Annotated in this window: 23 protein-coding genes; 8 read left to right on the forward strand and 15 right to left on the reverse strand. The window is 32.1% G+C overall.

What is annotated here, in order from left to right:
- Nucleotides 1-594: zinc-dependent peptidase (locus Q0505_RS03965; RefSeq protein WP_299209109.1), on the forward strand; the 594-nt coding region annotated here is incomplete at its 5' end.
- Between the two features lie 80 nt (nt 595-674).
- Here the strand turns inward: Q0505_RS03965 and Q0505_RS03970 are convergent.
- The 6 genes from Q0505_RS03970 to Q0505_RS03995 form a co-directional block, all read right to left on the reverse strand.
- Complete coding sequence (locus Q0505_RS03970; protein ID WP_299209112.1) at nt 675-1,805, reverse strand: T9SS type A sorting domain-containing protein; 1,131 nt, start codon at nt 1,803-1,805, stop codon at nt 675-677.
- An 81-nt stretch (nt 1,806-1,886) separates the two neighbouring features.
- Nucleotides 1,887-3,011, reverse strand: coding sequence for an AraC family transcriptional regulator (locus tag Q0505_RS03975; protein ID WP_299209115.1), 1,125 nt, complete (start codon nt 3,009-3,011; stop codon nt 1,887-1,889).
- 33 nt (nt 3,012-3,044) lie between these two features.
- Nucleotides 3,045-3,704 (reverse strand): ribulose-phosphate 3-epimerase, encoded by a 660-nt coding sequence (gene rpe, locus Q0505_RS03980; protein ID WP_299209118.1) that lies wholly within the window; start codon nt 3,702-3,704, stop codon nt 3,045-3,047.
- 239 nt (nt 3,705-3,943) lie between these two features.
- Entirely contained in the window at nt 3,944-4,354 is a 411-nt protein-coding gene (locus tag Q0505_RS03985) for a BLUF domain-containing protein (protein ID WP_299209121.1), read from the reverse strand.
- Nucleotides 4,355-4,477: 123 nt separating this feature from the next.
- Nucleotides 4,478-5,341, reverse strand: coding sequence for a sigma-70 family RNA polymerase sigma factor (locus tag Q0505_RS03990; protein WP_089373128.1), 864 nt, complete (start codon nt 5,339-5,341; stop codon nt 4,478-4,480).
- Nucleotides 5,342-5,476: 135 nt separating this feature from the next.
- The gene (locus tag Q0505_RS03995) at nt 5,477-6,475 is read right to left on the reverse strand and encodes a hypothetical protein (RefSeq protein ID WP_299209128.1); all 999 of its coding nucleotides are present in this window, start codon (nt 6,473-6,475) and stop codon (nt 5,477-5,479) included.
- 814 nt (nt 6,476-7,289) lie between these two features.
- Between Q0505_RS03995 and Q0505_RS04000 the strand changes: the two genes are divergently transcribed.
- Complete coding sequence (locus tag Q0505_RS04000) at nt 7,290-7,835, forward strand: hypothetical protein (RefSeq protein ID WP_299209130.1); 546 nt, start codon at nt 7,290-7,292, stop codon at nt 7,833-7,835.
- Nucleotides 7,810-8,913: an acyl-CoA desaturase gene (locus Q0505_RS04005; RefSeq protein ID WP_299209133.1), complete on the forward strand. Its 1,104-nt coding sequence runs from the start codon at nt 7,810-7,812 to the stop codon at nt 8,911-8,913. Before Q0505_RS04000 ends, Q0505_RS04005 begins: the two co-directional genes overlap by 26 nt.
- On the opposite strand, the gene Q0505_RS04010 is transcribed toward Q0505_RS04005, so the two are convergent.
- The 6 genes from Q0505_RS04010 to Q0505_RS04035 all read right to left on the reverse strand — a co-directional run bounded on the left by Q0505_RS04010 (nt 8,910) and on the right by Q0505_RS04035 (nt 14,666).
- Nucleotides 8,910-10,526, reverse strand: coding sequence for an outer membrane beta-barrel protein (locus Q0505_RS04010; protein WP_299209139.1), 1,617 nt, complete (start codon nt 10,524-10,526; stop codon nt 8,910-8,912). The genes Q0505_RS04005 and Q0505_RS04010 overlap by 4 nt on opposite strands.
- The gene (locus Q0505_RS04015) at nt 10,519-11,124 is read right to left on the reverse strand and encodes an RNA polymerase sigma factor (RefSeq protein WP_366519366.1); all 606 of its coding nucleotides are present in this window, start codon (nt 11,122-11,124) and stop codon (nt 10,519-10,521) included. The genes Q0505_RS04010 and Q0505_RS04015 overlap by 8 nt, the downstream gene beginning before the upstream one ends.
- A gap of 57 nt (nt 11,125-11,181) precedes the next feature.
- On the reverse strand, nt 11,182-12,150 hold the full coding sequence (locus Q0505_RS04020) for a hypothetical protein (RefSeq protein ID WP_299209143.1): 969 nt from the start codon (nt 12,148-12,150) through the stop codon (nt 11,182-11,184).
- 194 nt (nt 12,151-12,344) lie between these two features.
- The gene (locus Q0505_RS04025; RefSeq protein WP_299209147.1) at nt 12,345-13,025 is read right to left on the reverse strand and encodes a hypothetical protein; all 681 of its coding nucleotides are present in this window, start codon (nt 13,023-13,025) and stop codon (nt 12,345-12,347) included.
- Nucleotides 13,026-13,028: 3 nt separating this feature from the next.
- Complete coding sequence (locus Q0505_RS04030; RefSeq protein ID WP_299209150.1) at nt 13,029-13,574, reverse strand: sigma-70 family RNA polymerase sigma factor; 546 nt, start codon at nt 13,572-13,574, stop codon at nt 13,029-13,031.
- Between the two features lie 126 nt (nt 13,575-13,700).
- A complete protein-coding gene (locus Q0505_RS04035; protein WP_299209153.1) occupies nt 13,701-14,666 on the reverse strand; it encodes a hypothetical protein in 966 nt (321 codons plus the stop codon).
- Between the two features lie 119 nt (nt 14,667-14,785).
- Here Q0505_RS04035 and Q0505_RS04040 point away from each other — a divergent pair, with 119 nt between their 5' ends.
- The 3 genes from Q0505_RS04040 to Q0505_RS04050 are packed head-to-tail and all read left to right on the forward strand — an operon-like array spanning nt 14,786 to nt 16,114.
- A complete protein-coding gene (locus Q0505_RS04040; protein ID WP_299209156.1) occupies nt 14,786-15,454 on the forward strand; it encodes a CDP-alcohol phosphatidyltransferase family protein in 669 nt (222 codons plus the stop codon).
- The gene (locus Q0505_RS04045; RefSeq protein WP_299209159.1) at nt 15,451-15,780 is read left to right on the forward strand and encodes a hypothetical protein; all 330 of its coding nucleotides are present in this window, start codon (nt 15,451-15,453) and stop codon (nt 15,778-15,780) included. The genes Q0505_RS04040 and Q0505_RS04045 overlap by 4 nt, the downstream gene beginning before the upstream one ends.
- 25 nt (nt 15,781-15,805) lie before the next feature.
- Nucleotides 15,806-16,114 carry a hypothetical protein gene (locus tag Q0505_RS04050; protein WP_299209162.1) on the forward strand — a complete coding sequence of 103 codons (309 nt, stop codon included), beginning with the start codon at nt 15,806-15,808 and terminating at the stop codon, nt 16,112-16,114.
- A gap of 76 nt (nt 16,115-16,190) precedes the next feature.
- On the opposite strand, the gene Q0505_RS04055 is transcribed toward Q0505_RS04050, so the two are convergent.
- Entirely contained in the window at nt 16,191-16,736 is a 546-nt protein-coding gene (locus Q0505_RS04055) for a hypothetical protein (RefSeq protein ID WP_299209165.1), read from the reverse strand.
- 306 nt (nt 16,737-17,042) lie between these two features.
- Here Q0505_RS04055 and Q0505_RS04060 point away from each other — a divergent pair, with 306 nt between their 5' ends.
- Both Q0505_RS04060 and Q0505_RS04065 read left to right on the forward strand, forming a co-directional pair.
- The gene (locus Q0505_RS04060) at nt 17,043-17,687 is read left to right on the forward strand and encodes a hypothetical protein (protein ID WP_299209168.1); all 645 of its coding nucleotides are present in this window, start codon (nt 17,043-17,045) and stop codon (nt 17,685-17,687) included.
- Nucleotides 17,688-18,028: 341 nt separating this feature from the next.
- The gene (locus Q0505_RS04065; RefSeq protein ID WP_299209171.1) at nt 18,029-20,773 is read left to right on the forward strand and encodes an ATP-binding protein; all 2,745 of its coding nucleotides are present in this window, start codon (nt 18,029-18,031) and stop codon (nt 20,771-20,773) included.
- A gap of 177 nt (nt 20,774-20,950) precedes the next feature.
- Here Q0505_RS04065 and Q0505_RS04070 read toward each other — a convergent pair whose 3' ends face one another.
- Both Q0505_RS04070 and Q0505_RS04075 read right to left on the reverse strand, forming a co-directional pair.
- Nucleotides 20,951-21,424, reverse strand: a complete 474-nt coding sequence (locus Q0505_RS04070) for an HAD domain-containing protein (RefSeq protein WP_299209174.1) — start codon at nt 21,422-21,424, stop codon at nt 20,951-20,953.
- Between the two features lie 18 nt (nt 21,425-21,442).
- The gene (locus Q0505_RS04075; RefSeq protein ID WP_299209177.1) at nt 21,443-21,826 is read right to left on the reverse strand and encodes a hypothetical protein; all 384 of its coding nucleotides are present in this window, start codon (nt 21,824-21,826) and stop codon (nt 21,443-21,445) included.
- Nucleotides 21,827-22,026: the final 200 nt, after the last annotated feature.

Raw genomic sequence — 22,026 nt, forward strand, 5'->3', positions numbered from 1 at the left:
TTTGGACATAGAGTCACTAATTTTATAAAAGAGAAAGAATTTGTAGGACGCGATCATCTGGAAGTGACAGATGATATGGTGGTCTTAATAGCTGCCGTAGGCTGTATGCTCACTTTTGGACGAAAGCATTATATGTATGCGTTTGTAGATTATATCTTAATCTATCCAAAAGCATTTTATAGTAGTGCAAATGATAACTACCATAAAGGAGAATTTAATCCTAGAGAGAGAGCACTCGTACTGTCTTGGGAAGATTTTGAAATAGGATATCGCATTACAGATGACAATCTTAATCTTGGGATTCACGAGTTTATGCATGCGTTACAACTAGAAGCAAAACAACGTAGTGATATAGATGGACTACGCTTTGAGCGGCAATTTCAAAAAATACTCAGAAGACTCACAGATCAAGAGCTAAAAGATAAGCTTGATGAAGTAAAGTATTTTAGATCCTACGCATTTACAAATCAATTTGAGTTTATGGCTGTTCTTACAGAGTATTTTATAGAATCTCCCAAAGATTTTAAATTACATTTTCCTCAATTATATGAATACCAAAAGTGCTTGCTTAATTTTGATTTTGCAGGATATTAAATCCTATAGTTTACCCTAAAAATAAAAGAGGATACCTGTAAGTAGACAACCTCTTTTATAAAATAGGGAAGTGTGGTACATTATTTTTTTACAATTACTTTTTGTGATTGTTGTGATCCATCTGATCCAATAATTTTAATGAAATAAATCCCTTCTGCATACGCATGAGCATCCCATGTTAGTGGTAGTTGTTTATACTTAATACTATCTATTTGCTGTCCTAAGGCATTATGAATGGTCATATTGCCTATTTTAGAAATAGTAGCTGTGTCTATAGTAAACGTAGTTCCTACAGTAGGTGTAATCGTGATATTTTGTGTTGAAAAGCTTTCTGTAGCTAGTGTTGTTTCTCTACGTACAATTGCATTAGGAGTCAATAAGTTTGCTGCACCACTCTCTATAAAGGTTTCGATAAATGTACCATCATCAGCATATCTATTTACAGCACTATTATTTCCATCACCAATTAGTATATCGCCTTCAGGAAAAAATTCAACACCTTCTGCAAAACTAATTCCATCTATAAAAATGCCTAGAAAATTTCCTTCGCTGTCAAATCTTTTTACAGCACCGCCATTATAATCTATAACAATTAAATCACCATTTTCTTCAAACCAAATATTAGTAGGGCCTACCAAATTAGAATTAATAAAGGTTTCTATAAAGACACCATTTGTATCAAATTTTTCTACAGAATCTCCTGTAAAAGAAGAAATATATAAGTTACCATCACTATCCCAGTCTATTCCGATGCTTTGAGGTACTCCTATATTTGTAAATTCGTCTACAAATGTACCATCTAGCTCATATCTAAAAACGGTTCCATTTCCTTGCCATTGTAGTACATACAATAAATTTTCAGGTCCTATTTTCATACGGGTAGGACCTCCTATTCCAGAAGCAAAATTTTCGATAAATTCACCTGTCGTTGCGTTGTGTTTTGTAATTAAACCACTATTAAGACTAGAGATAAGCACGACAGGTTCATTCTCAAGAAATACAATGTCTTGGGGCCATGCAATATGACCATCATCGTCATCTATAAATACCTCGGGATTCTCTCCATTTTGATCAAATTTCAAGATTTGCCAAGGGGGATTATTAAAGTTTCCTGCGTCACTTACGTAAATAGCTACTTCAGATTCTTGAGCGGTTGTAGTTCCTATAAAAGTAAAAAGGAATAGTTTGCAAAGTAATTTTGTAATTTTCATTATGTCAGAGTTTTAAGTTTATGTAAACTAATTTCTGACTTATTGACTCAACAGTTGTCCAGAATTATAAACCTTATCTCGTTACGACAAAGTTTTACTTTTAAAAGAAGCTCGATATTCAAGAGGAGTACATTTGTGTTTATTTTTAAACACCGTATAAAACGTAGTCCTACTATTGAATCCCAAACTATAATACATAGAATAGATAGAGATGTCCTCATTATTTTTAAGAAGTGTTTCGGCTTCTTTTAAACGATATTCATTTATAAACTGATTAAAGTTTTTATGTGCTTTTTCATTGATAAGTTGTGATACAATGTGGATAGGTAATCCTATCGCTGTGGCAACGTCTATAAGGCGAAGGTCATTATTTAAATAGGACTTCGAAGTTTTTATATAGTGTGTAAGGATATTATAAAATTCCTCTTTGGTTTTTGAGCTCAATTCACTTTTTTCTTTTTTTGAAGATTGAAAAAGATGTGTAAATAATTCATCATTAAATATTTTAGGTTCCATGTAAACAACATATCCTATACCATATACACCTATAGCCATTGTAAAGCTTATTGCATAATCCCAAGTGGGGTTGAAAAATGAAAACTTAACTAAAATGTAATAGCTTATATACGCTATGACAAAAAGTGAGAATAAAAGTAGTAAAAAGCGAATCCATCGGGTACGCATTTGGGTAGCCGCATTTTCTTTTTTAGGTGTGTATATTTTTATAAAATCAACACAAGCTATGATATATATAATGAGTATTCCAATAGCTACCCAAGGAGATTTTAAAGACCAATACAACGTAAATAATACTTCTTCCTTAACACCTTCAAATTCTGTATGTCCCTTAGTTTTTATAAAGTAAATTATAGAGAGTATACCAAAGACTATTGGCATTATAAAATGAATGAAGTTAACCTTGTATTCTTTTACATAAAACTTAAGAATGTAGACATAAAATAAAGGACCAAATAAGAAATACCAAGCATTATCAAAAAAGTACACATAGGGATATATTGCCCGATAATGTGTCCATATAAGTACATATTGTACAAGGACTAAAGAAAATCCTAAAATGATAAGGGCAATAGGCCAGTTATTTTTTCGACCATTTTTATCTGTAAAAAGCAGGACTGACAGGAAAGAACCTATAGCACTTACAATCAGAAATAAGGAAGTCCAAGTATTAAATGACGCTTCAGGCATATCGTATAATATCCCTGTAATATACTCAATATATTAATTTACAAGTGATTTAAGGTCTTTTACTGTTGCCATAGGATCACTAGATTTAAAAACATAACTTCCCGCTACGAGTACATCTGCACCAGCTTCTACCAATTGTTTTGCATTTTTATTGGTAACACCTCCATCTATCTCTATAAGTGTTGATGCATTTTTGCGAGTGATCATTTCTTTAAGGGCACTTACTTTTGCATAGGTATTTTCTATAAAACTCTGTCCTCCAAAACCAGGATTTACACTCATAAGACACACCATGTCTATATCTTGAATAGTATCTTCCAATAGTTGTATACTTGTATGAGGATTAAGTGCGACCCCCGCCTTCATTCCTGCACTTTTTATAGCTTGTAAGGTACGGTGTAAATGTGTACACGCTTCATAATGTACTGTGAGAATATTACTTCCAAGATCTACAAATGTCTGGATATACCTATCGGGGTCTACAATCATAAGGTGTACATCAATGGTTTTTGTAGCGTGTTTTACGATATCCCGTAATACAGGCATTCCAAAAGAGATATTAGGCACAAAAACACCATCCATGATATCTATATGGAACCAATCTGCATCACTTTTATTGATCATTTCTACATCACGTTGTAGATTGGCAAAATCTGCAGCAAGTACCGAAGGGGCTATTAGTTTTTCTGACATGGATAGGGATTTATATTTTTTGTAAAACTACATCTTTTTTAAGAATTTTATTAGTGAAACGCTGTTTTAAAGCGTTGCGGAGTAATAAATTTAAAACGGCTAGTTGAGCTAATCCCGCTTTTTGAGTGGGATCTAATACTTGTTCTAATTTAAAAAGGGGGATTGAATACCTCAAAGCTTACTTTGGATATTAAAAAATTATTTTGTTGAATGTTTTGTGATTTTGCATTGAGGATTATTTACTCGGCGCTCAAAAAAGAATAAACCGTTTTAGAGAGTGCTTGCATTTCCGAAGAATCTAGATAATGGAGTAAATTAAGATACGATCGTAAACTTGCTATTTGATTATCTTCTATGATAGATGTAAAACCAGCTTTGTATCCTGTGAAGTATTGATCATCAATTTCTTTTTCAAAAAGGGTGATGATATTTTTATGTCTTATATCTTTTTTGATTTTTCCGTAATAAAGTTCTTTGATTTTCACTTCATCTCCTTCAAAATACTGAAGGAAGTTTCCTGAATTGTGTAATAAAACACCGCTAATGTTTTCTGATATGTTTTTTGTAGCACAAAGTACGAATAGCTCCTTTAGTTCATCAGGTTTTAATGAACTTCGTAATGTACTTACATAACAAATACCGTATAACATAACTATAATTCAGGGAATTAGTATAAGTAAGGTACAAAAAAATCCCCGGTAATCAGCCGAGGATTCATTCATCAATCAAAAAACGAACAGTTATGATAAACTGTTGTTATTGTTATTAGGGGTTTATCCTAAATATGTTTTTAATATTTTGCTACGAGACGTATGTTTTAGTCTACGAATTGCTTTTTCTTTAATTTGACGTACACGCTCACGAGTAAGATCAAATGTTTCTCCTATTTCTTCAAGTGTCATAGGATGTTGATCTCCTAATCCAAAATATAAACGAATAACATCTGCTTCACGTGGTGTTAATGTTTCTAATGCACGCTCAATCTCTGTACGTAATGACTCGTGAAGTAACTCACGATCAGGGTTTGGAGATTCACCAGAACGTAATACATCATATAGGTTTGAATCTTCACCTTCTACAAGAGGAGCATCCATACTTACGTGACGTCCAGAGTTTTTCATAGACTCTTTTACATCATTAATAGTCATATCAAGTTCTTTTGCAATCTCTTCGGCGCTTGGTGGGCGCTCATGTGCTTGCTCAAGAAAAGCGTATGTTTTATTAATTTTATTGATCGAACCAATCTTATTCAATGGTAAACGTACAATACGAGATTGCTCTGCGAGTGCTTGTAGAATAGATTGACGAATCCACCATACTGCATACGATATAAATTTAAATCCACGAGTTTCATCAAAACGTTGTGCTGCTTTGATAAGACCAAGATTTCCTTCATTAATTAAATCGGGTAACGTTAAACCTTGATTTTGATATTGCTTTGCTACAGATACAACAAAACGTAGGTTTGCTTTGGTTAATTTTTCTAAAGCACGTTGATCACCAGCCTTAATACGCTGTGCTAACTCCACTTCTTCATCGGCGGTAATTAGGTCAACTTTTCCAATTTCTTGTAGGTATTTATCTAAGGATGCAGTTTCACGATTGGTAACCTGCTTGGTAATTTTGAGTTGTCTCATGTAGAATTAACTTTAGTTTGGGTGTTGTACTTGTTATACGTACTAAAGTCGCATAATGTTACAAAAACTTTACTTTTATTTTATTTTATTTTAGAATGAGGCAGTATACGCTTTCGCGAAAGCGTACATAACTATTTAAAATACAATCCCATTATTGTCTATATGAATACGATCTACCACCGATTTTATTTTCTGGTGCATTTTGTTGAAAAACATACTTCGATCCTTTTCTCCAGCATTTACAAGTAGTTTTGAGTTAAGCATTTGTTTTTGGAAAAAGAGCCCCATTTCTTCGCATGTTTGCGGGTGTTGAATTTTGAAATAGGTGAGTACCGTGAAGGGTGTGAAAAATACTTTTTGATGATTTGTTTTTACCATGATGGTATTACTCATGGTTAACAAGTCGCTTTTGTATAATTTATAAGAAGCATTATTTTTTGAGTTTATAATAGTTTGTTTAATGGTTTGTTGCTCCACATGATCCACAATATTGGATAAATCTTGACAAATATGTATCGCCGAATCTTTGGTTAATAATCCTGTCTCAAAGTAATAGAGTATTTGTTGTAATGTTCCATTAATGGTATTGTCATTCCAAAACTCGGTGATGGAGATATAGTTATAAGTCTCACCCAATGCAAATGCGCTTTCTAATAAAGAATTTGGAATCTGTTTTACAAAATCTTCAAAAGTGGTTTTAGCCATACTCCCATCTTCATTTAAAAATTTGAGCCATACATAAATTTTATAGCGTGTTAAAAAAGAATCTGTAAGAGTATAAAACAGCGGGATGTCTTTTGCAGAGTAGGTAATGGAAGCACTTTTTAGTTTTGTGAGTGGCTCAAGATTTTGTAAAGAGGTTTTAAAGTAATTTTCTAAACCTTTGACATCTAAAATTTTGGGTGATTTTTCTGCGATAAGTGTACTCTGAGACCCTACTTCAAAAAGCTTATTGAGCGAAATTTTAAAGTGCTTCGCTAAAATAACAGTTTCTTCCAGAGATAAGTGAGTTTTGTTATTTACTCTTCTATAAGCAGCATCGTAATTTATATTTAAAATATCTCCGATAACAGTTATGAGTGACTGGTCTTCGGGGAGGTGCTTTTTAAGATGTTGAATAAATAATTCTTGCATATTTTAAAAGTATAATACTTGATTGATATAGTATTTGCGAAAAATGCAAAATATAAGATAGTGAATTGGCAATAAATAATAAAGTATATGAGCATTTAAAATTAACTTGGAGGGTATAATCATAAAATGTTAAGAGATAAAGTTTTTATTTTCAATAATATGTATACTAATAAGTACATTAATATTTGGGCGAAAAGGATATATATTTATAAGTCTAGATATAGGGGATACAACGGTCAATGTTATAGATGGCCCATCTGTTGAAGATGAATCATCTACTGATGTTTTTTTTGATGATAAAAGAAGCATTATTATTGGTATATCTGGGGAATACTTTTTTGCTAAGAGTTGGGGAATAAGCTCCAAAATACAATACTATCACACTGCTCAAGCAAATGTTAAACGATCTATATTTTTTGTCCCTATTGATTCAGAACTTAATGATCGATATGTAAGAAACAGTTTGTCTGTTCCTTTACAACTTATGTATTTTTTTTGTAAAGATAGATTTAAAGGACAATTAGATGTAGGATCTATGTACAGTTTTGTACTTTCAGATAGTCTTCAACAGGATGTTTTCTCTACAGATGATTCTTCTAAATTTAGGATACGCTGTTGGTATCATATTATCTTATGCTGTTATTCCAGAAAAAGCATTTATCTATTTACATTTAAATCTTCTAAATAGTGGAAGATTCGAAGGCGAAGATATTTCTAATAGCGCAATTTCTATAGGAATTAAATATAAACTCTAATGCTTTTTTCAATAGAAAAAAATAATAAAAATATAGCGTTGCAGGTCTTGCAAAAAGCTATGAAGAAAAACCCAAATCTTTTATGGATGACGGGGGGTAGTGCAAAACGATTGTGTAACCTTTATCGTTTCTGTCTAAAACTAGCCATGTTATATAACGGTGCTTTCTTACATCCAAATACCAAAGGGGTCGTTTTGTTTTATAAAAAGGGAGTAGGGATTACTATTGGAGGTCTTATAAAAAAAGGGTTACTCTATTTTTTCTTTATTTTTTCTGTTATAGATGTTTTTAAAATAGTTAAAATATGCAAATTACAGCGTTCGCTAAAAAAACGCGCCCCTAATGAACCCCATTTGTATTGTTTGATAATAGCGGTAAGTCCTGAAGAGAAAAGTACACAGACAATCATTCAATTGAGAGATTTTTTATTTCAACAAAGTATAGAACTACAATTGCCTATTTATATACAGACCTCAGTGAGAAGGAACAAAATTCTTTTTGAACGTTATGGTTTTGAGTGTTATGAGACTGTTGTGAATACCTCTGGAGATTATACTTTATGGTTATTAAAAAGAGATTATGAAAAAAGAAATACCACCACTTAAATTTAAAAAAGAAGATATTTTTTTTCAGCATTTAAGAGCTGAAGTGACTGCTTATTTTAAAAATACTGCTTTAACTAAAAAAGCAACTTCTTTCTGGTTTATTAAAGCTTGGAGCTTTATAAGTATGTATGTTGTTATGTATAGTTGTCTTCTCATTTTTGGAGAAAATAGACTAGTTATGTTTGTGTGTTATGCGGGATTAGGTGTTTTGGCAATATTATTAGGATTAAATGTAGGACATGATGCGGCACATGGAACTATTTCAAAGAGTCAAAGCGTTAATAAATGGTATGCTGTTGTATTTGATTTGCTGGGTGGTAATTCATATATATGGCGTATACGACATATATATGCACATCATCCTTATCCGAATGTAATTGGGTATGATAGTGATATTAAACAGTCAAAACTAGTCCGTATTTTCCCTAAAGATATCTATTTGAGGTTTCATAGATTTCAACATATCTATACACCTATACTTTTAATTTTTAGTTATACACTTAACTGGTTCTTGATACGAGATTTTCAAGATTTTTATGTACGACAATTTGGAAAAAAAAATATTCAAAAGCATCCAAAAGGTACGTTTCAAAAAATAGTATTATTTAAATGTTTGTATATAGGTTTTATATTATATGTTCCTTTTTTTGTTTTAGGTTTTAGTTATATAATAGTTCTTGGTTTTTTTGTTATGAATATATTTTCGGGTATGATTATCAGTATAGCGTTAGTGTCAACTCATGTAGGGGATCATCACGAGTTTCCTACTCCTAATGCAGAAGGTAATTTTGATCATAGCTGGTCAACGCATCAGATAATTACTACTTCTGATTTTTGCACAAAGAATAAAATTGCTAATTTCTTTTTTGGAGGTTTTAATCATCACGTTATACACCATCTTTTTCCAGAGATAAATCATATACATTATGTAAATATGACACCTATATTAAAGAAAACGGCGAAAGATTTCCAAGTAAATTATAGGTCAGAAGAAAACTTGTTTCGTGTTTTTAAATCACACATCAAACTCTTGAAGAGAGAAGGGTATGAGCACGGGCTTCTGCATCAAGAGATTTAAAATTTATAGGACATTCCGAATTGTAATCCAAAATAGTACGGTTTGAAATTACCTATATTATCTGAGTAAGGATTGAGTTGGTACTTAAACGCGGGTTCTACATCAAATCTCCATTTTTTTGAGAAGTTATAGTAGGTTCCAAGACCTAAGTTTAATGCTAAGCTTAAATCTTTAAGACTTGTCTCCCTACCAATAAAGATGCTTTGTCCACTATCTGCAGTTGCAAAAACCCTATTATTGGTAAGCACAAATAAGCTTAATCCTGTATTAAAACTCATAGAAACACGTTTGTTTAAAAATCGATATTGATAGTCAACAGGAACTTCTATGTAGGATATATTTTGTTCTATACTTACCACATCGTTAGAGTTAAAAAATGCCAGTGCTTCAGGACTAGGTTGAATACCGCCTGTCTGATTTAAATTTTGCGGATCAATTCCAGAAAGTTGGAAGATATTAACATTGTTATTTGTAATTAATACTTGAAAGTCCTCTGTTTTATATTGTAGTGGAGCCACTCCAATACCAAAGCGAATACTAGATCTTTCAGAAATTGTATACTCAGCACGTATGCCGTACCCTGTTGTTCCAATCGCATCCCTTGGATTGTCTACAAGCCTGTTGTCTATAGATGATCCTTTTGTAAGAGAACCATAACTCAATAAACTAGTATACGGAGAAATTGCAAATTTGTAGTTTATAGATTCTTTACGGTCATTTTCTCGCTCTTCATCTGTTTTAGGGAGCTTAGGAACTTTTTTTGTTTCTGATTTCTTTTCTGTCTTGGCAGCAATAGCCAAAGCAGTTTTTTTAGATATTTCTACTAATTGTATAGAATCTTGCCATTTTTGCAAAGCAACTTTATTTTCTTCTCTTTGTGTAGCTATGGCTGTTGCTAACTCCTCTTTAATCTTTGCTTCGTATGCTGTTCTTGCTTCAAGCTCTTTTTGATCTCTTAATTTTTGAGAAGCACTTACCATTGTACTCAATATAGCTTTGATAGATGTCGCCTTATTGTTTTTATCTATAGAAGGAGAAGGTGTTGTTTGATTTTGTAAAGAACTAGATTTCTCTCTATTGTATGAATCGTTTGTTTTTTTAGTAGTTACTACTGCTTCTTGTGATTTATCAGATATAAGATTTTTAAAAGTTGAAGACTCATTACTTGTACCTGATAATGTAGAGGCGGTATTTGTTATTGTACTATTTTTAGAAGACGTTGTGTTTGTATTGGTTGTTATATCTGTAATTGTTGTTATTTCAGAATCAGCTCCGTTTTTTATTTCAGAACCTGTGATGATTGTAGTACTCTCTTTTTTATTAGAAGGGATGTCGATCGTGTCATCTTGAGATATTGCATCCGTTTTAACAATTAAGGGTTGTTCTGTTGCATTTGGAGAATTTGATGTATTCCAAGGTTCCCAGTACAATAGTCCTGTTAATAATCCTACTATAATAAATCCTCCAAAGTATAACCACAATGGAGCTATTTTTCGATCTCTTTTTTGATCTAGTTCTGAAGCAATAGTATCCCATAAGTCTGCACCAGGTGCTTGTTCAAAATCTTTGAACTTCTCATTGAATATTTTGCCTATGTCTTTTCTATTACCCATTTACAATGGAGTTTTTTTTGGTGGTTGTATATACTGATGCGATCTTTTCTTTTAAAATTATTTTGGCTCTATGTAGGTTTGATTTTGAAGTACCTACACTAATTCCTAAAATTTCACTGATCTCTACATGTGTATGATTATCTAGTTCATATAGGTTAAATACCAACCTATATCTACTAGGAAGCTCTTGTATAAGTGCTAGCATTTGCTGTAGACTTATAGAAGTTTCATCAATATCTATTGTAGTTTCTTCTTTTAAATGTTGGTCTGTTATGGATTCTATAAATGGTTCTTTTTTGTAACGATCTATAGCTTTGTTTATAGTAATACGCTTCATCCACCCCTCAAAAGACCCTTTACCACTATAAGTCTTTATACTTTGGAAAATTTTTATAAATGAATCCTGTAGATTGTCTTCTGCTTCTGCACGATTCTTACAATACTTTAGACAAAGCGCAAAAAGCCTGTCCTTATACGTGTTGTACAAGATTTGTTGTGATTGTCGATCACTTTTTTTGCATTTATCTATAAGTTGGATGAGCTCCAATACGTTGGTTTGTTTTAAAATAGACTGTATAATAACAAATGGTTGCGTCATAAAATAAAAAAAAGCTGATATTTTTTAAATATCAGCTTTTTTTTATGTGTTGTAAATTTACTGTTTAGTAAACTTATAGGTCGTTATTTCTGGTGGGGCACAATCTGATTCTACATCATTTAAGAAGGTGACAAAAAACACTGTATCATCATTAGCATCATAATTTGCAGGGGCATCTGTAGGGCCAAAAAAGCCAGCTCCAGAACTACACGCACAATTACTTTCTTGTACGGGGATAATAATCTCTCCACATACAAACAATAAATTAAAGTCATTAGGTGTAGAACAGTAATCAGGATAGTTAGGCGTAAAGAAAACACGCTCTGTATCTGTATTGCCTACAGTAACTTCTACAACTGAACCATCTGCAAATGTAGGTCCGTCTACATAAGGAGTAATCTCTTCTATTAAATAATCTCCTACAAAAGAGGTGTTATCTAGATTACATACAATAGGCGTTATATATTGAAATGGAGAATTAAAGAAACCAGCAGTAATAATCCCTCCAGCATTATTTGAAGAAAACGTACGTCCATCTGTAAGATTTAAAGCTAATCTAGTGGTAAAAGTATCTCCTCCAAAAAGTGCATCGGGTGTAAGATTTACTGCACTAATTAATTCTGTAGCTTCAAGAGTAAATTCAAGCCTTGGTAATCCAAACGGACCCTCAGTAAATAAACTAGCAGAGATATTTCCTAAAAAAACCTCATCAGTAATTGCCATAGATGTATCCCCTGTGCTTGGTGATCCATCTGTAAAACTTGTATATACATCTACACTCTCAAGTAAAGCCCCTTCATTCTCATCTTGCTCCTCTATAATAATAGATAATCTAGCTTCGCCTGCAATAATAGTTTGTCCATTTTCTATAGCTATAGGAATAGCATTTTCTACAATTTCTATAGTTCTAAGCACAGCTCCAGTTTCTACATTTTCTTGGACAGTATCAGTTACTTTATCATCACTATCACAAGAGAATAAAATACAGCTGGCAAGTGTAGTAAAAAGTAAGTTTTTAATATTCATATAATATTTAATTAAATTAGTTTTTATTTTAAAATGCTTTTTAAAATTTAAAGGTAACCTTTTTATAGAGATCTACCTTTTTCTTAGTAGACTTATAAATATACAAATGGTTGCGTTTTATATTTAAAAAAGCAACCTATATAGTAAAGGTTGCTTTTTATTTTATACTTGAGGATGTGTTATTTATTTGATTTTTAATTCTTTGTCTTTAAAGAATCTCGTTTTTTTTGATTTATTTCTACAATAGAATCTATTACTTTTTTATCTGTACTACTCATTTCTTGACCGTTTTTGCTATTGTAATAATAATACACCTTTTGAGTAGTTTGGGTTACAGGCACATCATTTCTGTTTACAATTGTATCTAGTGCTTTTGCATTTTTAGAAGACCCTTTCAATACGTTTAGCGGATGCAAATTCTCTTTGCTTATTTCAGTCTTAAAGATAGTCTCTTTTATAGAGTCATTTATAATGGATGTTGTACTTCCTTTTGATGCTTCTTGATTCTGGAGATTACTAGCATCAAGATTATTAACATCAGTATTTGTAGAAACTTTTATCGTTTGCGAGGGAAGACTCGAACTCTTACTTTCTTCTGCTTCAATGATTTTTTGATCATCAATTTTTGAGTGCGTTTCTTCCTGAGATGTGGTAGTGCTATTAGTAATTATATCCGAATAATTAAACATAAATAAAGCTCCTATGATAAGAAGTAATCCAGCCGATCCTAGTTTTATATAAAAAGCATTCCTTCTCTTTCTTTTACGCTCTTCTAAAGAGTGTTGTATTCTCTCCCAAGTAGCTTCATTAGAAGCTTTTTTTGCCGATTGAAGTTTTGTTTTGATTAAACTTCCTATATCTTCTTGTGGTTTCATAGCTTATTGATTCAATATTTTAGTACTAGAAAAGACTAGTATTTTTTCTTTTAAAATTTGTTTAGCACGATGAAAATTAGATTTCGATGTACCTTCAGAAATAGATAGCATAGTGGCAATTTCTTTATGTGAATATTCATCTAATTGATACAGATTAAAAACAAGACGATATCTCTCAGGTAATTCTTGTATAGCCTTAAAAATAGCATCAATGGGAATATCTATATCTTTTTTATCTATGGTCACTTCTCTTGTATCACTTTCTATTTGATAAGGTAAATCTGTCGTTTTTTTCTGTCGAAACTTATCTACTGCTTTGTGAATGGTAATTCGCTTTATCCATCCTTCAAAAGATCCTTTATTTGTGTATTTATGGATCGTCTCAAAAAGTACAATAAAAACATCATGCACGTTATCTTCAGCTTCAGCACTGTTTCTACAGTATTTTAGAGATGTTGTATATACAAGATCCTTGTATTTTAAAAATAATAGCTTTTGAGCTACTAGATCATTTTTTTTACATCTAGCAATGAGTTCTGTTTTTTCCAATGATTTGTTATTCAGTTTATAGCTATTAAACTTACCTTAATAGTCTAGTAAAATAAAAAAGGTTGCGTCTTTTATGTATTAAATGTGTCTAATTTCGCTTTCGCGAAAGCATATACCACCTCTTTCCTATTCAAAATCGAGTGCCTCTGAAGCACTTATCAGATATTCTAATGCTTGAATTTTTTTGTGAACTTTATTAAAGAAATCATTTCTTTCCTTCTCTCCAGCAGTATTTAATAACTTAGAATGCTGTAATTGCTTGTCCAAGTATGTTTTTGCATGATCACACGTAATCCGATCTGACGTACGGTAATAAGACAGTAACGTAAACGGAATGTATAAGGATTGCTGATCTTCTACTTGTGCGTAGATATTATTATTCATTAATAATAATTCATTGTAATAGAACATATACGTAACATCAGTAACAACTCTTTGTGCAATGGTGGTAATAGTGTCTTTAAGACTAGTTGTAATCATTAACGCATCTTTTTCTGTAAGATGACCGGCTTTAAAATAAAAATGAATCTGTTTTAAGGTGCCGTTAATAGTAGTAAGATCCCATATCTCTGTAATCGGTAAATTTTCATATAAATCACCAAGACGTTTTGCTATTTGTTGAATGTCAAGACTCGGCGTAAAATGGGTGTAACTTACAGAATGAAAATTAGGATCCAGAAGTTTTAACCATACGTATATTTTAAAGCGCATCATCGTATCGCTTTTTAAATCATAAAACACAGGAATATCTTTGGCAGAGTATATAAGTTTGCACCCCTTTTTACCTAAGAACGGAATTAGGTTTGCATAAGAGCTCTCAAAATAAGTTTTTAACCCTTCTTCATTATGAATAGGTGCTGTCTTTTCTACCGAAACCCAATTACTTTCCTTGCTAACAAATAGCTTATCTATAGAGAGTTTAAAATGCTTAGCTAAGGTGATACTCTCAGATAAAGAGAGTTTGCTTTTTAAACTCGTTCTCCTATGTGCCGCATCATAACTTATATCTAAGGCTGTGGCAATAGCTTCTATAAGCGAGGTCTCTTTTGGGACGACCGCTCTAATTTCCTTTAAAAAAAGATCTTGTTCCATAGCTGTAAAGATATATTTTTTGTGATAATCACAAAAAATAATAGTGATCCTTGTGTTTTGAGTCAATTAATATGTGAATAGTGCAATAGTTTTGAATCAAATTAACACACACAAAGACTATGAAACATATTCCATTAGCACTCATTATTTTTAGATTTGTAGCTGCTCCTATTATTTTTTTTCTATCCTACTTTTTTAGAGAATTGGCAGTTCCTATTATTTTACTCCTTATGTATCTGGGATTGATTTCTGATATATTGGATGGGATCATCGCCAGAAAATATCAAGTGGCAACCGCGACATTACGAAGGTTAGATAGTCAGGCAGATATGCTATTTTGGCTTTCCATAGGGATCGCAACGTGGTTGATCTATCCAGAGCTTATACTAGATCACATTGTAGAAGTCCGTATTCTTTTAGGACTAGAAGTTTTTTGTTATGTCTTGAGTTTGGTAAAATTTAAGAGAGAGTCTGCATCACATGCATTTCTTTCAAAATTATGGGGACTCACACTTCTTGCAGTCTTCACATCTATGCTTGGATTTTACTATGCAGGTACGGTGTTTTATTGTTCTCTTATTGTAGGATATATCGCTCATATAGATCGACTTCTTATTACCCTACTATTACCACAATGGACACACGATGTTCCAAGTTCTTACTACGCCTATCTTATACGTAAAGGAATCTCTTTTAAAAGAAATCCCTATTTGAATCAAGGGACTCTTTGTAGGTACCCAATCACAACCTTATTACTGAATATTAAATTTCAAATCACACCATTATGAAAACATATTTTATCATTGTACTAAGCCTATGTGCTTATGTGTCTATGGCTCAATCAGACACTATTTCAACTCAAAAAACCACCTATGAATATTGGGACTATGACCAAGAATGGCAACGGCCTAAATTTGAAATTGGAGGAGGGCTTTTTATTCCTCAAGGAAAATTAGCCACCTTCATAAAGCCATCTCCATTTATAGATTTAGAAATATATTTTCCCACAAGACGAAATAAGTCTATTGTTGCCATATTTCAATTTGTGTTACCTTCTCAAGAAGATTCATTTATAATACAGAACCCAGGCTATAGACCAGGTAGAAGCGGTTAGTAGTGATTTGATAATCAATACATTATTGAGATTTAATCAAAACCTAACCTCAATAGATAGTAAAAGTAAGCTCGAATTAGGTGTAGGAGTAGGAATTTCTACAATGTTAGTTCAGACACCCTTTAGCTTCTTTAATAATGAAGGGGAAAATGCAAGTAGAGGATTGGTTTCTTTTCTAGTAGCTCCAGGATTACATTGGAAGTTTAAACCCACAGAAAATAGTCATATTACTATTGGTGCAGATCTTCAGTATTCACCTTATAAACTTAAAGGCGCTTTAGAGCAAGATCTCGGCGGACTTGCTATTTCTCCAAAAATCTTGTATCGCTTTTAATTTTTTAAATGATAAACCCCAACATTTTCAATTAGAAAACGTTGGGGTTTATCATTGACGTCAATGATTAGAAATATTACCCTACAGTAGTTATAATATTAAAATCGCTTGTAAGACCACCGTTGCTCCCCGTGTTATTTACAGAAAATACACGACCATCTGTAAGAACAATCTCAAACCTCACAATATAGTCATCTCCTGGAGCGATACCATCTAATGAATTATTTGTAATGTTTAAAAAGTCTTGAGTAGTAACAATAAGATTATATCTAGGGAAATCATCTTGCCCTATACTGAACTCAGTAGCATCCACTGCTCTTAAAAGAACTTCTTGCCTTACGATAGCATTCGAACTGTCTCCTGCGTTTTCAGTATTGTCTATAAATGTTATGTACACATTAAGTTTATCTAACAAGACACCATTTTCAGCATCTCTATATTCTAAAGTAGTGTTTAGTCCGCCTTCTAGCGTATCACTAGAAACGGAATTATTTCCTGTAGCCACGATTTCTAGAACAGCTCCATTATCAAAATCATCAGCAAAAACATTAGAATCATCATCACTACAACTCCATAGAGTGATAGTGGCAAACGTAATAAATAGTATTTTTTTAATTTTCATAGATAGATATATATTATTGATGATGACAAATTACTAAAGAAATAGATGTTGTAAAACAAAAGCGATGGTAACTATTATCGGGAATTACTTTTAGGTACAGAAAAGACTAAATACCTAGCAAAAAATACTAATTTTTATCCTATAAAAATCGTATTAGGCAATTGCAATTTTTATGTAGTTAGTAGACTTAATAACTACTATTTGTATTTATTGCAAAATTATAATTAGATTCTTTGTAAATTATGTGATGACTCTGGATATTTTACAAATACCTTAGCTTATATAAATGAATTATAAAATAGTATTATGATGAGGCTTAAAAATATAATAGTGTTGGTGTGGCTTATCTGTATGGGCTGTAGTAACGATGACGGTAACCAGACAGAATATCATCCCTTTAGTGAGGAGGATCGCAATAACTTATTAATACGTGTACCCGAAAAGGATGCTATTATTAGCTATGAAAATCAAAACGGAGAAGTGTTTTCTTTTAGAGTTCAAAATAGTGAGTCGGGTTTGGTAGGAGCTTATGGGGGTGGTGGAGGATTTGCGGGAGGAGGCACAACGCTTCTCTATAATTATGACACGCAACTTATAGAAATGGAATTTCTTAATGAACCAGACCCTTTTCCAATTTTTACTTTATGTATTTCAAAAAATAGAGATGATAGCTTAAAAGCAACCCTTTATTTTGAATTGTGGAACAAGACCACAGATGAAACTTTTCCATCTGTTGAGACACTAGATCTTGATTTTAGCGCTCCTCGAACAACACTCACCATTGACGAAAAGACGTATAACGATGTGATTATATATACTTCAGAAATAAATGAAGTAAATGGGAGTTGGTTTGGCATAGATAGAAATGTGCATACCATCTACTACGATGTATTATACGGATGTATAGGTTACGATGACCTCAACGGAAATATGTGGCGTATTAAAATGTAGTATGTGCATTTAAAAAATAAAACTGAGTTGAACGTGTTGATGATGTGCTTGGAAATACATGACGTTTTAGCGAATTAATAATTTCATAAATATGCTTTCGCGAAAGCAATAAAAATAGGCTTCTCATTGAGAAGCTTATTTTTTTAAAGTAAGTCATCTATTTTAAGAATGTATGTAGTAATGAGAGGGTATATATAGAATTGCTATGCATGTAATTCTGCTTTCGCGAAAGCATACTAAACCGCATATTCTAGGCATGTTAAAACTCAAAATAAAAGAAAACTTAAAATTATATTCTAAAAAACACTAAATTGCAATGCCCCTAATCTGAAAATTATTTAATGAATTCGATAATTAATCGACTTTTTCAAAAGTCAACAGTCATTGATGTGAAATCAATTGACGCCAACGATGCTTATCAAGATTTTTTAGAACATTTTTATTGTCAAGCATATACATCTCAGAAACTTGATACTCTTAAAGGGAAAATAATCACTTTTGATTTTGACTCTAATCCTGAAAAATCTCTTTATCAACTTGTCAATTCTTATCTAGAGATAGAGAATTTTTTGCTTTTTCAAGATGTAAGATTTCTAGGGACCAAAGAATCTCTTCGCATAGAGTTACAAGATTTTTTTCCTACAGTAGCAAGTTCTCAACCGTTTTCTGTTTTATATCAAGAAGATACAACACAAGAGATTGCTCTTGCTTTCTTACTGGCAAACTATTTGTACAATGCCGTTACAGATTATTGTGGCTATGTTTCCGTACTTGAACCAGCATTTGCCTTAGAGAATAAAATGGATCTTGATCTCGTAAAAGGAAATATGGTCTACTATCTTTCTTGTAGACGCAAAACTAGAGAATATATAGAAAAACTCTCTATTGAAGCACACAGAGTTTGTGAAGAAAAAAGCATTAAAAACCAATTTAACAAATGGTTTTCACAATTTACTAGCTTCTATCAACAGCTAGAGGTTTCCAATAAAATTAGTTATTATATTCCCGATAAAACAGCTGTAGATACACCTGTAGCTGTACCTATTTCAACAACTTTTAGCGTAAAAGAACAGTATAAAACACCCGTCACAAAAACAAATGACGAGAATACTCTTTCTACTATTTCAGAAATAGATACTTCTTTATATACAGCTATGTTTGAAAATATGCTAGACAAAGCTATTATATTTAAACGCTGTGGAAAGCTGATGCTCGCAAATGAACGAGCACGCACTTTTTTTAATTTCTCACAGGAAAATATCAATGAGCATAGCATTTATGATGTACTCCCACCAGAGATCTCTCAGAGACTTAAAGGAGATATTGACGATCTCACCCATAGAAGAGAAAGAACCATTTTGGGTAAAAGAGAGGAGATTCACTTGTCTAGATCAGACGGTTCTATAGAATATTATGAGATAACTACATCAAACAATTATACTACAGGAGATGACACCTATAGTATGTTCTTAAAAGATATTACTAAGAAAAAGGACACCTTAGATACGTTAAGTAAGCAAATGGAGCATGTCCAGAAAGCAGCTAGAGCTAAAGCTACCTTTCTTTCTAATATGAGTCACGAGATACGTACGCCACTCAACGTGATACTTGGTCTTGCAGATATTATTAAAAAAAGTGACAACATAGATGTAGAACAATTTGAGAAAAATATTGAAGGAATCGATTTTTCTGCAAAAAGCTTGTTGGCTATAGTAAATGACATACTTGACTTTTCAAAAATTGAAGCAGGTAAATTATCTATCCAATCATACAACTATAATTTAAGAAAAGTAATTACCTCTCTAGCCGAAGGTTTTAGGACAAAGGCAAATGAAAAAGGAGTCTTACTTTTTACAGAAATTGATCAAAACATACCAGATATTGTAGTAGGGGATCAATATAGACTTAATCAAATTCTTACCAACCTCATTGGAAATGCTATAAAATTTACTAAAGAAGGGCACATAGGTATTATTGTAACCTACAAAGAACTATCTGAAGATCAGATTGAAGTACATTTTGAAGTTAAAGATTCTGGAATAGGTATCCCAAAAAATAAACTGAATCATATTTTTGATAGTTTTTATCAAATAGAAGAAGCAGGACATTCAAAATCTAACGGAACTGGATTAGGACTCGCCATAACAAAGGAACTCATAAATTTACAGAACGGTACGCTCACAGCAACCAGTGTAGAGGGTGAGGGGTCTAGCTTTTATTTTAGACTTCCGCTTATTAAAAGTAAATTACAAAGTACACAAGAAACCATCAAAACTCACAAGCGTAGTGACAAACAGCTTGAAGGATTACGCGTACTTGTAGCAGAAGACAATACGATGAATCAATTCTATATCAAACAACTCATTAACCGCCTAGGTATTGAAGTAGATATAGCAGAAAATGGACAAGAAGCTGTAGATATTTACACCCAAAAACAAAATGGCTATTACAATCTAATCCTTATGGATATGCACATGCCTGTATTAGGAGGGGTAGAAGCAATTAAGAAAATTAGAACTTCTCATAAGGATGCTATAAAAAAAGTTCCTATTGTCATGTGTACCGCAGATGTTTTTCCAGAATCTAGAAAAAATGCTATCAAAGCAGGGATCGATTTTTATTTGACAAAGCCTGTCGACGAAGATGCCTTGAAAGAAGTACTTTACTGGCTTGTATCTGATGAAGAAAAAAATCTAGATGTAGAGAACACGCTCAATAGAGAAGAGATACATAGTGATACCGTTAATATCGCTAAGCTAAATGAGACTTTTGATAACGACGAAGAATTCATCATATCTCTTTTAGAGATATTTATCGCAGATACTCCAGACGATTTTAAAAGCTTAAGTAGGTGTGTTGAGAGAGAGTTTTACTCTAGAGCCAGTGAGCTTGCACATAAACTAAAATCAAGTTTTATGAATCTAGGGATGACTCACCAAGGCTACTTGCTACAACAAATAGAAAAAAATATTAGTAACCAAGCCAGTGTCGAGACAGGCGTAAAATACTTTGAGCAGTTTAAAAGAGTCTACACAAAAACACTGCTAGACGTAAACATAAAGCTTATTGAACTTAGACGTCTGTAACTTACAGCGTTTTCGGCTGCGTAATATGCATATAGTGTAGCGTGCATTTTTTATTTCAATTGATATAATAGATATAGAATTTCGCTTTCGCGAAAGCAAAAAAAATCGACTACCCTTTATTGAGTAGCCGATTTCTATAATGAATCAGAATGAGTACGTTAGCTTATAAATGTTCTTTTATTTAACTACTTCAGGTTTTGATTTCTCAATTTTTTCTATAGCTATATCAGCTAAATAATCAGTTAAACCAACGGAGCCACTTGTTTGAATTAATTTATTCTTTAAAAAGTCTGGTAATCCATTTAAAGATTTATCATCATCAATTATAATAAATTGATCATTTATATGCTTAGCATCAAACCAACTTATAAGTTCATCTTTTCTATTTAAATGATTTAGATTCTTAGGAAGTCTAGTTATTTTATTGACATTAATGTTTCTTCTTCTAAAAATAGTTTTCCATTCTTTTAAAGTATACTTATATTTATGGGAAGTAGTCAATACAATGTCAGCATTTGAGTTAGAAATTATTCTAACAAGTGACTTGACCGCCTTTGAACTAAATTCAGGAAAACCATCTTCTAAAATTTCAGGTTTTCTCCAAGAGTTAGCAGGAACCATTACTCCGTCTATGTCTAAGTATACTAACATACTACAAATGTACTGTGTTTATTTAGTTATTTCAATTATTTTTTCAAGAGGGATATTGTTGAATTCAGCATCTAATTCATTTAAACGCTTAATTTTATCCTCGGTATCCCATTCTTCTTCAACAAATTCAACATCTGTCCAATTATATTCAATCGTAGCACTTGTCTTAGATGATTTAGCCTCATCAATCTTAATATTCGCCAATAAAGAGCTTACATATCTATGATGTCCATCAATAATCAACGTGTCACAGACTTTAATATCATCAAATTTTATTCCATTCATCATTTTGGTATAAATTCTATTGATAATTGGAAGACAAAGTTTCTTATGAGTTGATTTTAGAATAAAATCAGATTTGCCAATTGCTTTTAAAATTATTTCTTTGTTTATTTTATCCATTTAATTTTTTCCAAATTTACGTAGCTTATTATCAATAAGAGTTTAAAGATAAATCATTTAGCAAGGCATCCAAAAACACTTTATTATTTACATATTTATAATTTAATTCACTTTTATATAATAAAAATTTTCGCGAAAGCAAAAAAAATCGACTACCCTTTATTGAGTAGCCGATTTCTATAATGAATCAGAATGAGTAG

Origin of the sequence: uncultured Dokdonia sp., from assembly GCF_937910895.1 — a bacterium.
Lineage (GTDB): Bacteria > Bacteroidota > Bacteroidia > Flavobacteriales > Flavobacteriaceae > Dokdonia.

Excerpts from the sequence above, each read along its gene's own strand:
- Q0505_RS03970 (WP_299209112.1), bottom strand. The coding sequence starts at position 1,805 with ATGAAAATTACAAAATTACTTTGCAAACTATTCCTTTTTACTTTTATA.
- Q0505_RS03975 (WP_299209115.1), bottom strand. The coding sequence starts at position 3,011 with ATGCCTGAAGCGTCATTTAATACTTGGACTTCCTTATTTCTGATTGTA.
- rpe (WP_299209118.1), bottom strand. The coding sequence starts at position 3,704 with ATGTCAGAAAAACTAATAGCCCCTTCGGTACTTGCTGCAGATTTTGCC.
- Q0505_RS03985 (WP_299209121.1), bottom strand. The coding sequence starts at position 4,354 with ATGTTATACGGTATTTGTTATGTAAGTACATTACGAAGTTCATTAAAA.
- Q0505_RS03990 (WP_089373128.1), bottom strand. The coding sequence starts at position 5,341 with ATGAGACAACTCAAAATTACCAAGCAGGTTACCAATCGTGAAACTGCA.
- Q0505_RS03995 (WP_299209128.1), bottom strand. The coding sequence starts at position 6,475 with ATGCAAGAATTATTTATTCAACATCTTAAAAAGCACCTCCCCGAAGAC.
- Q0505_RS04000 (WP_299209130.1), top strand. The coding sequence starts at position 7,290 with ATGAAGAAAAACCCAAATCTTTTATGGATGACGGGGGGTAGTGCAAAA.
- Q0505_RS04005 (WP_299209133.1), top strand. The coding sequence starts at position 7,810 with ATGAAAAAAGAAATACCACCACTTAAATTTAAAAAAGAAGATATTTTT.
- Q0505_RS04010 (WP_299209139.1), bottom strand. The coding sequence starts at position 10,526 with ATGGGTAATAGAAAAGACATAGGCAAAATATTCAATGAGAAGTTCAAA.
- Q0505_RS04015 (WP_366519366.1), bottom strand. The coding sequence starts at position 11,124 with ATGACGCAACCATTTGTTATTATACAGTCTATTTTAAAACAAACCAAC.
- Q0505_RS04020 (WP_299209143.1), bottom strand. The coding sequence starts at position 12,150 with ATGAATATTAAAAACTTACTTTTTACTACACTTGCCAGCTGTATTTTA.
- Q0505_RS04025 (WP_299209147.1), bottom strand. The coding sequence starts at position 13,025 with ATGAAACCACAAGAAGATATAGGAAGTTTAATCAAAACAAAACTTCAA.
- Q0505_RS04035 (WP_299209153.1), bottom strand. The coding sequence starts at position 14,666 with ATGGAACAAGATCTTTTTTTAAAGGAAATTAGAGCGGTCGTCCCAAAA.
- Q0505_RS04040 (WP_299209156.1), top strand. The coding sequence starts at position 14,786 with ATGAAACATATTCCATTAGCACTCATTATTTTTAGATTTGTAGCTGCT.
- Q0505_RS04045 (WP_299209159.1), top strand. The coding sequence starts at position 15,451 with ATGAAAACATATTTTATCATTGTACTAAGCCTATGTGCTTATGTGTCT.
- Q0505_RS04055 (WP_299209165.1), bottom strand. The coding sequence starts at position 16,736 with ATGAAAATTAAAAAAATACTATTTATTACGTTTGCCACTATCACTCTA.
- Q0505_RS04060 (WP_299209168.1), top strand. The coding sequence starts at position 17,043 with ATGATGAGGCTTAAAAATATAATAGTGTTGGTGTGGCTTATCTGTATG.
- Q0505_RS04065 (WP_299209171.1), top strand. The coding sequence starts at position 18,029 with ATGAATTCGATAATTAATCGACTTTTTCAAAAGTCAACAGTCATTGAT.
- Q0505_RS04070 (WP_299209174.1), bottom strand. The coding sequence starts at position 21,424 with ATGTTAGTATACTTAGACATAGACGGAGTAATGGTTCCTGCTAACTCT.
- Q0505_RS04075 (WP_299209177.1), bottom strand. The coding sequence starts at position 21,826 with ATGGATAAAATAAACAAAGAAATAATTTTAAAAGCAATTGGCAAATCT.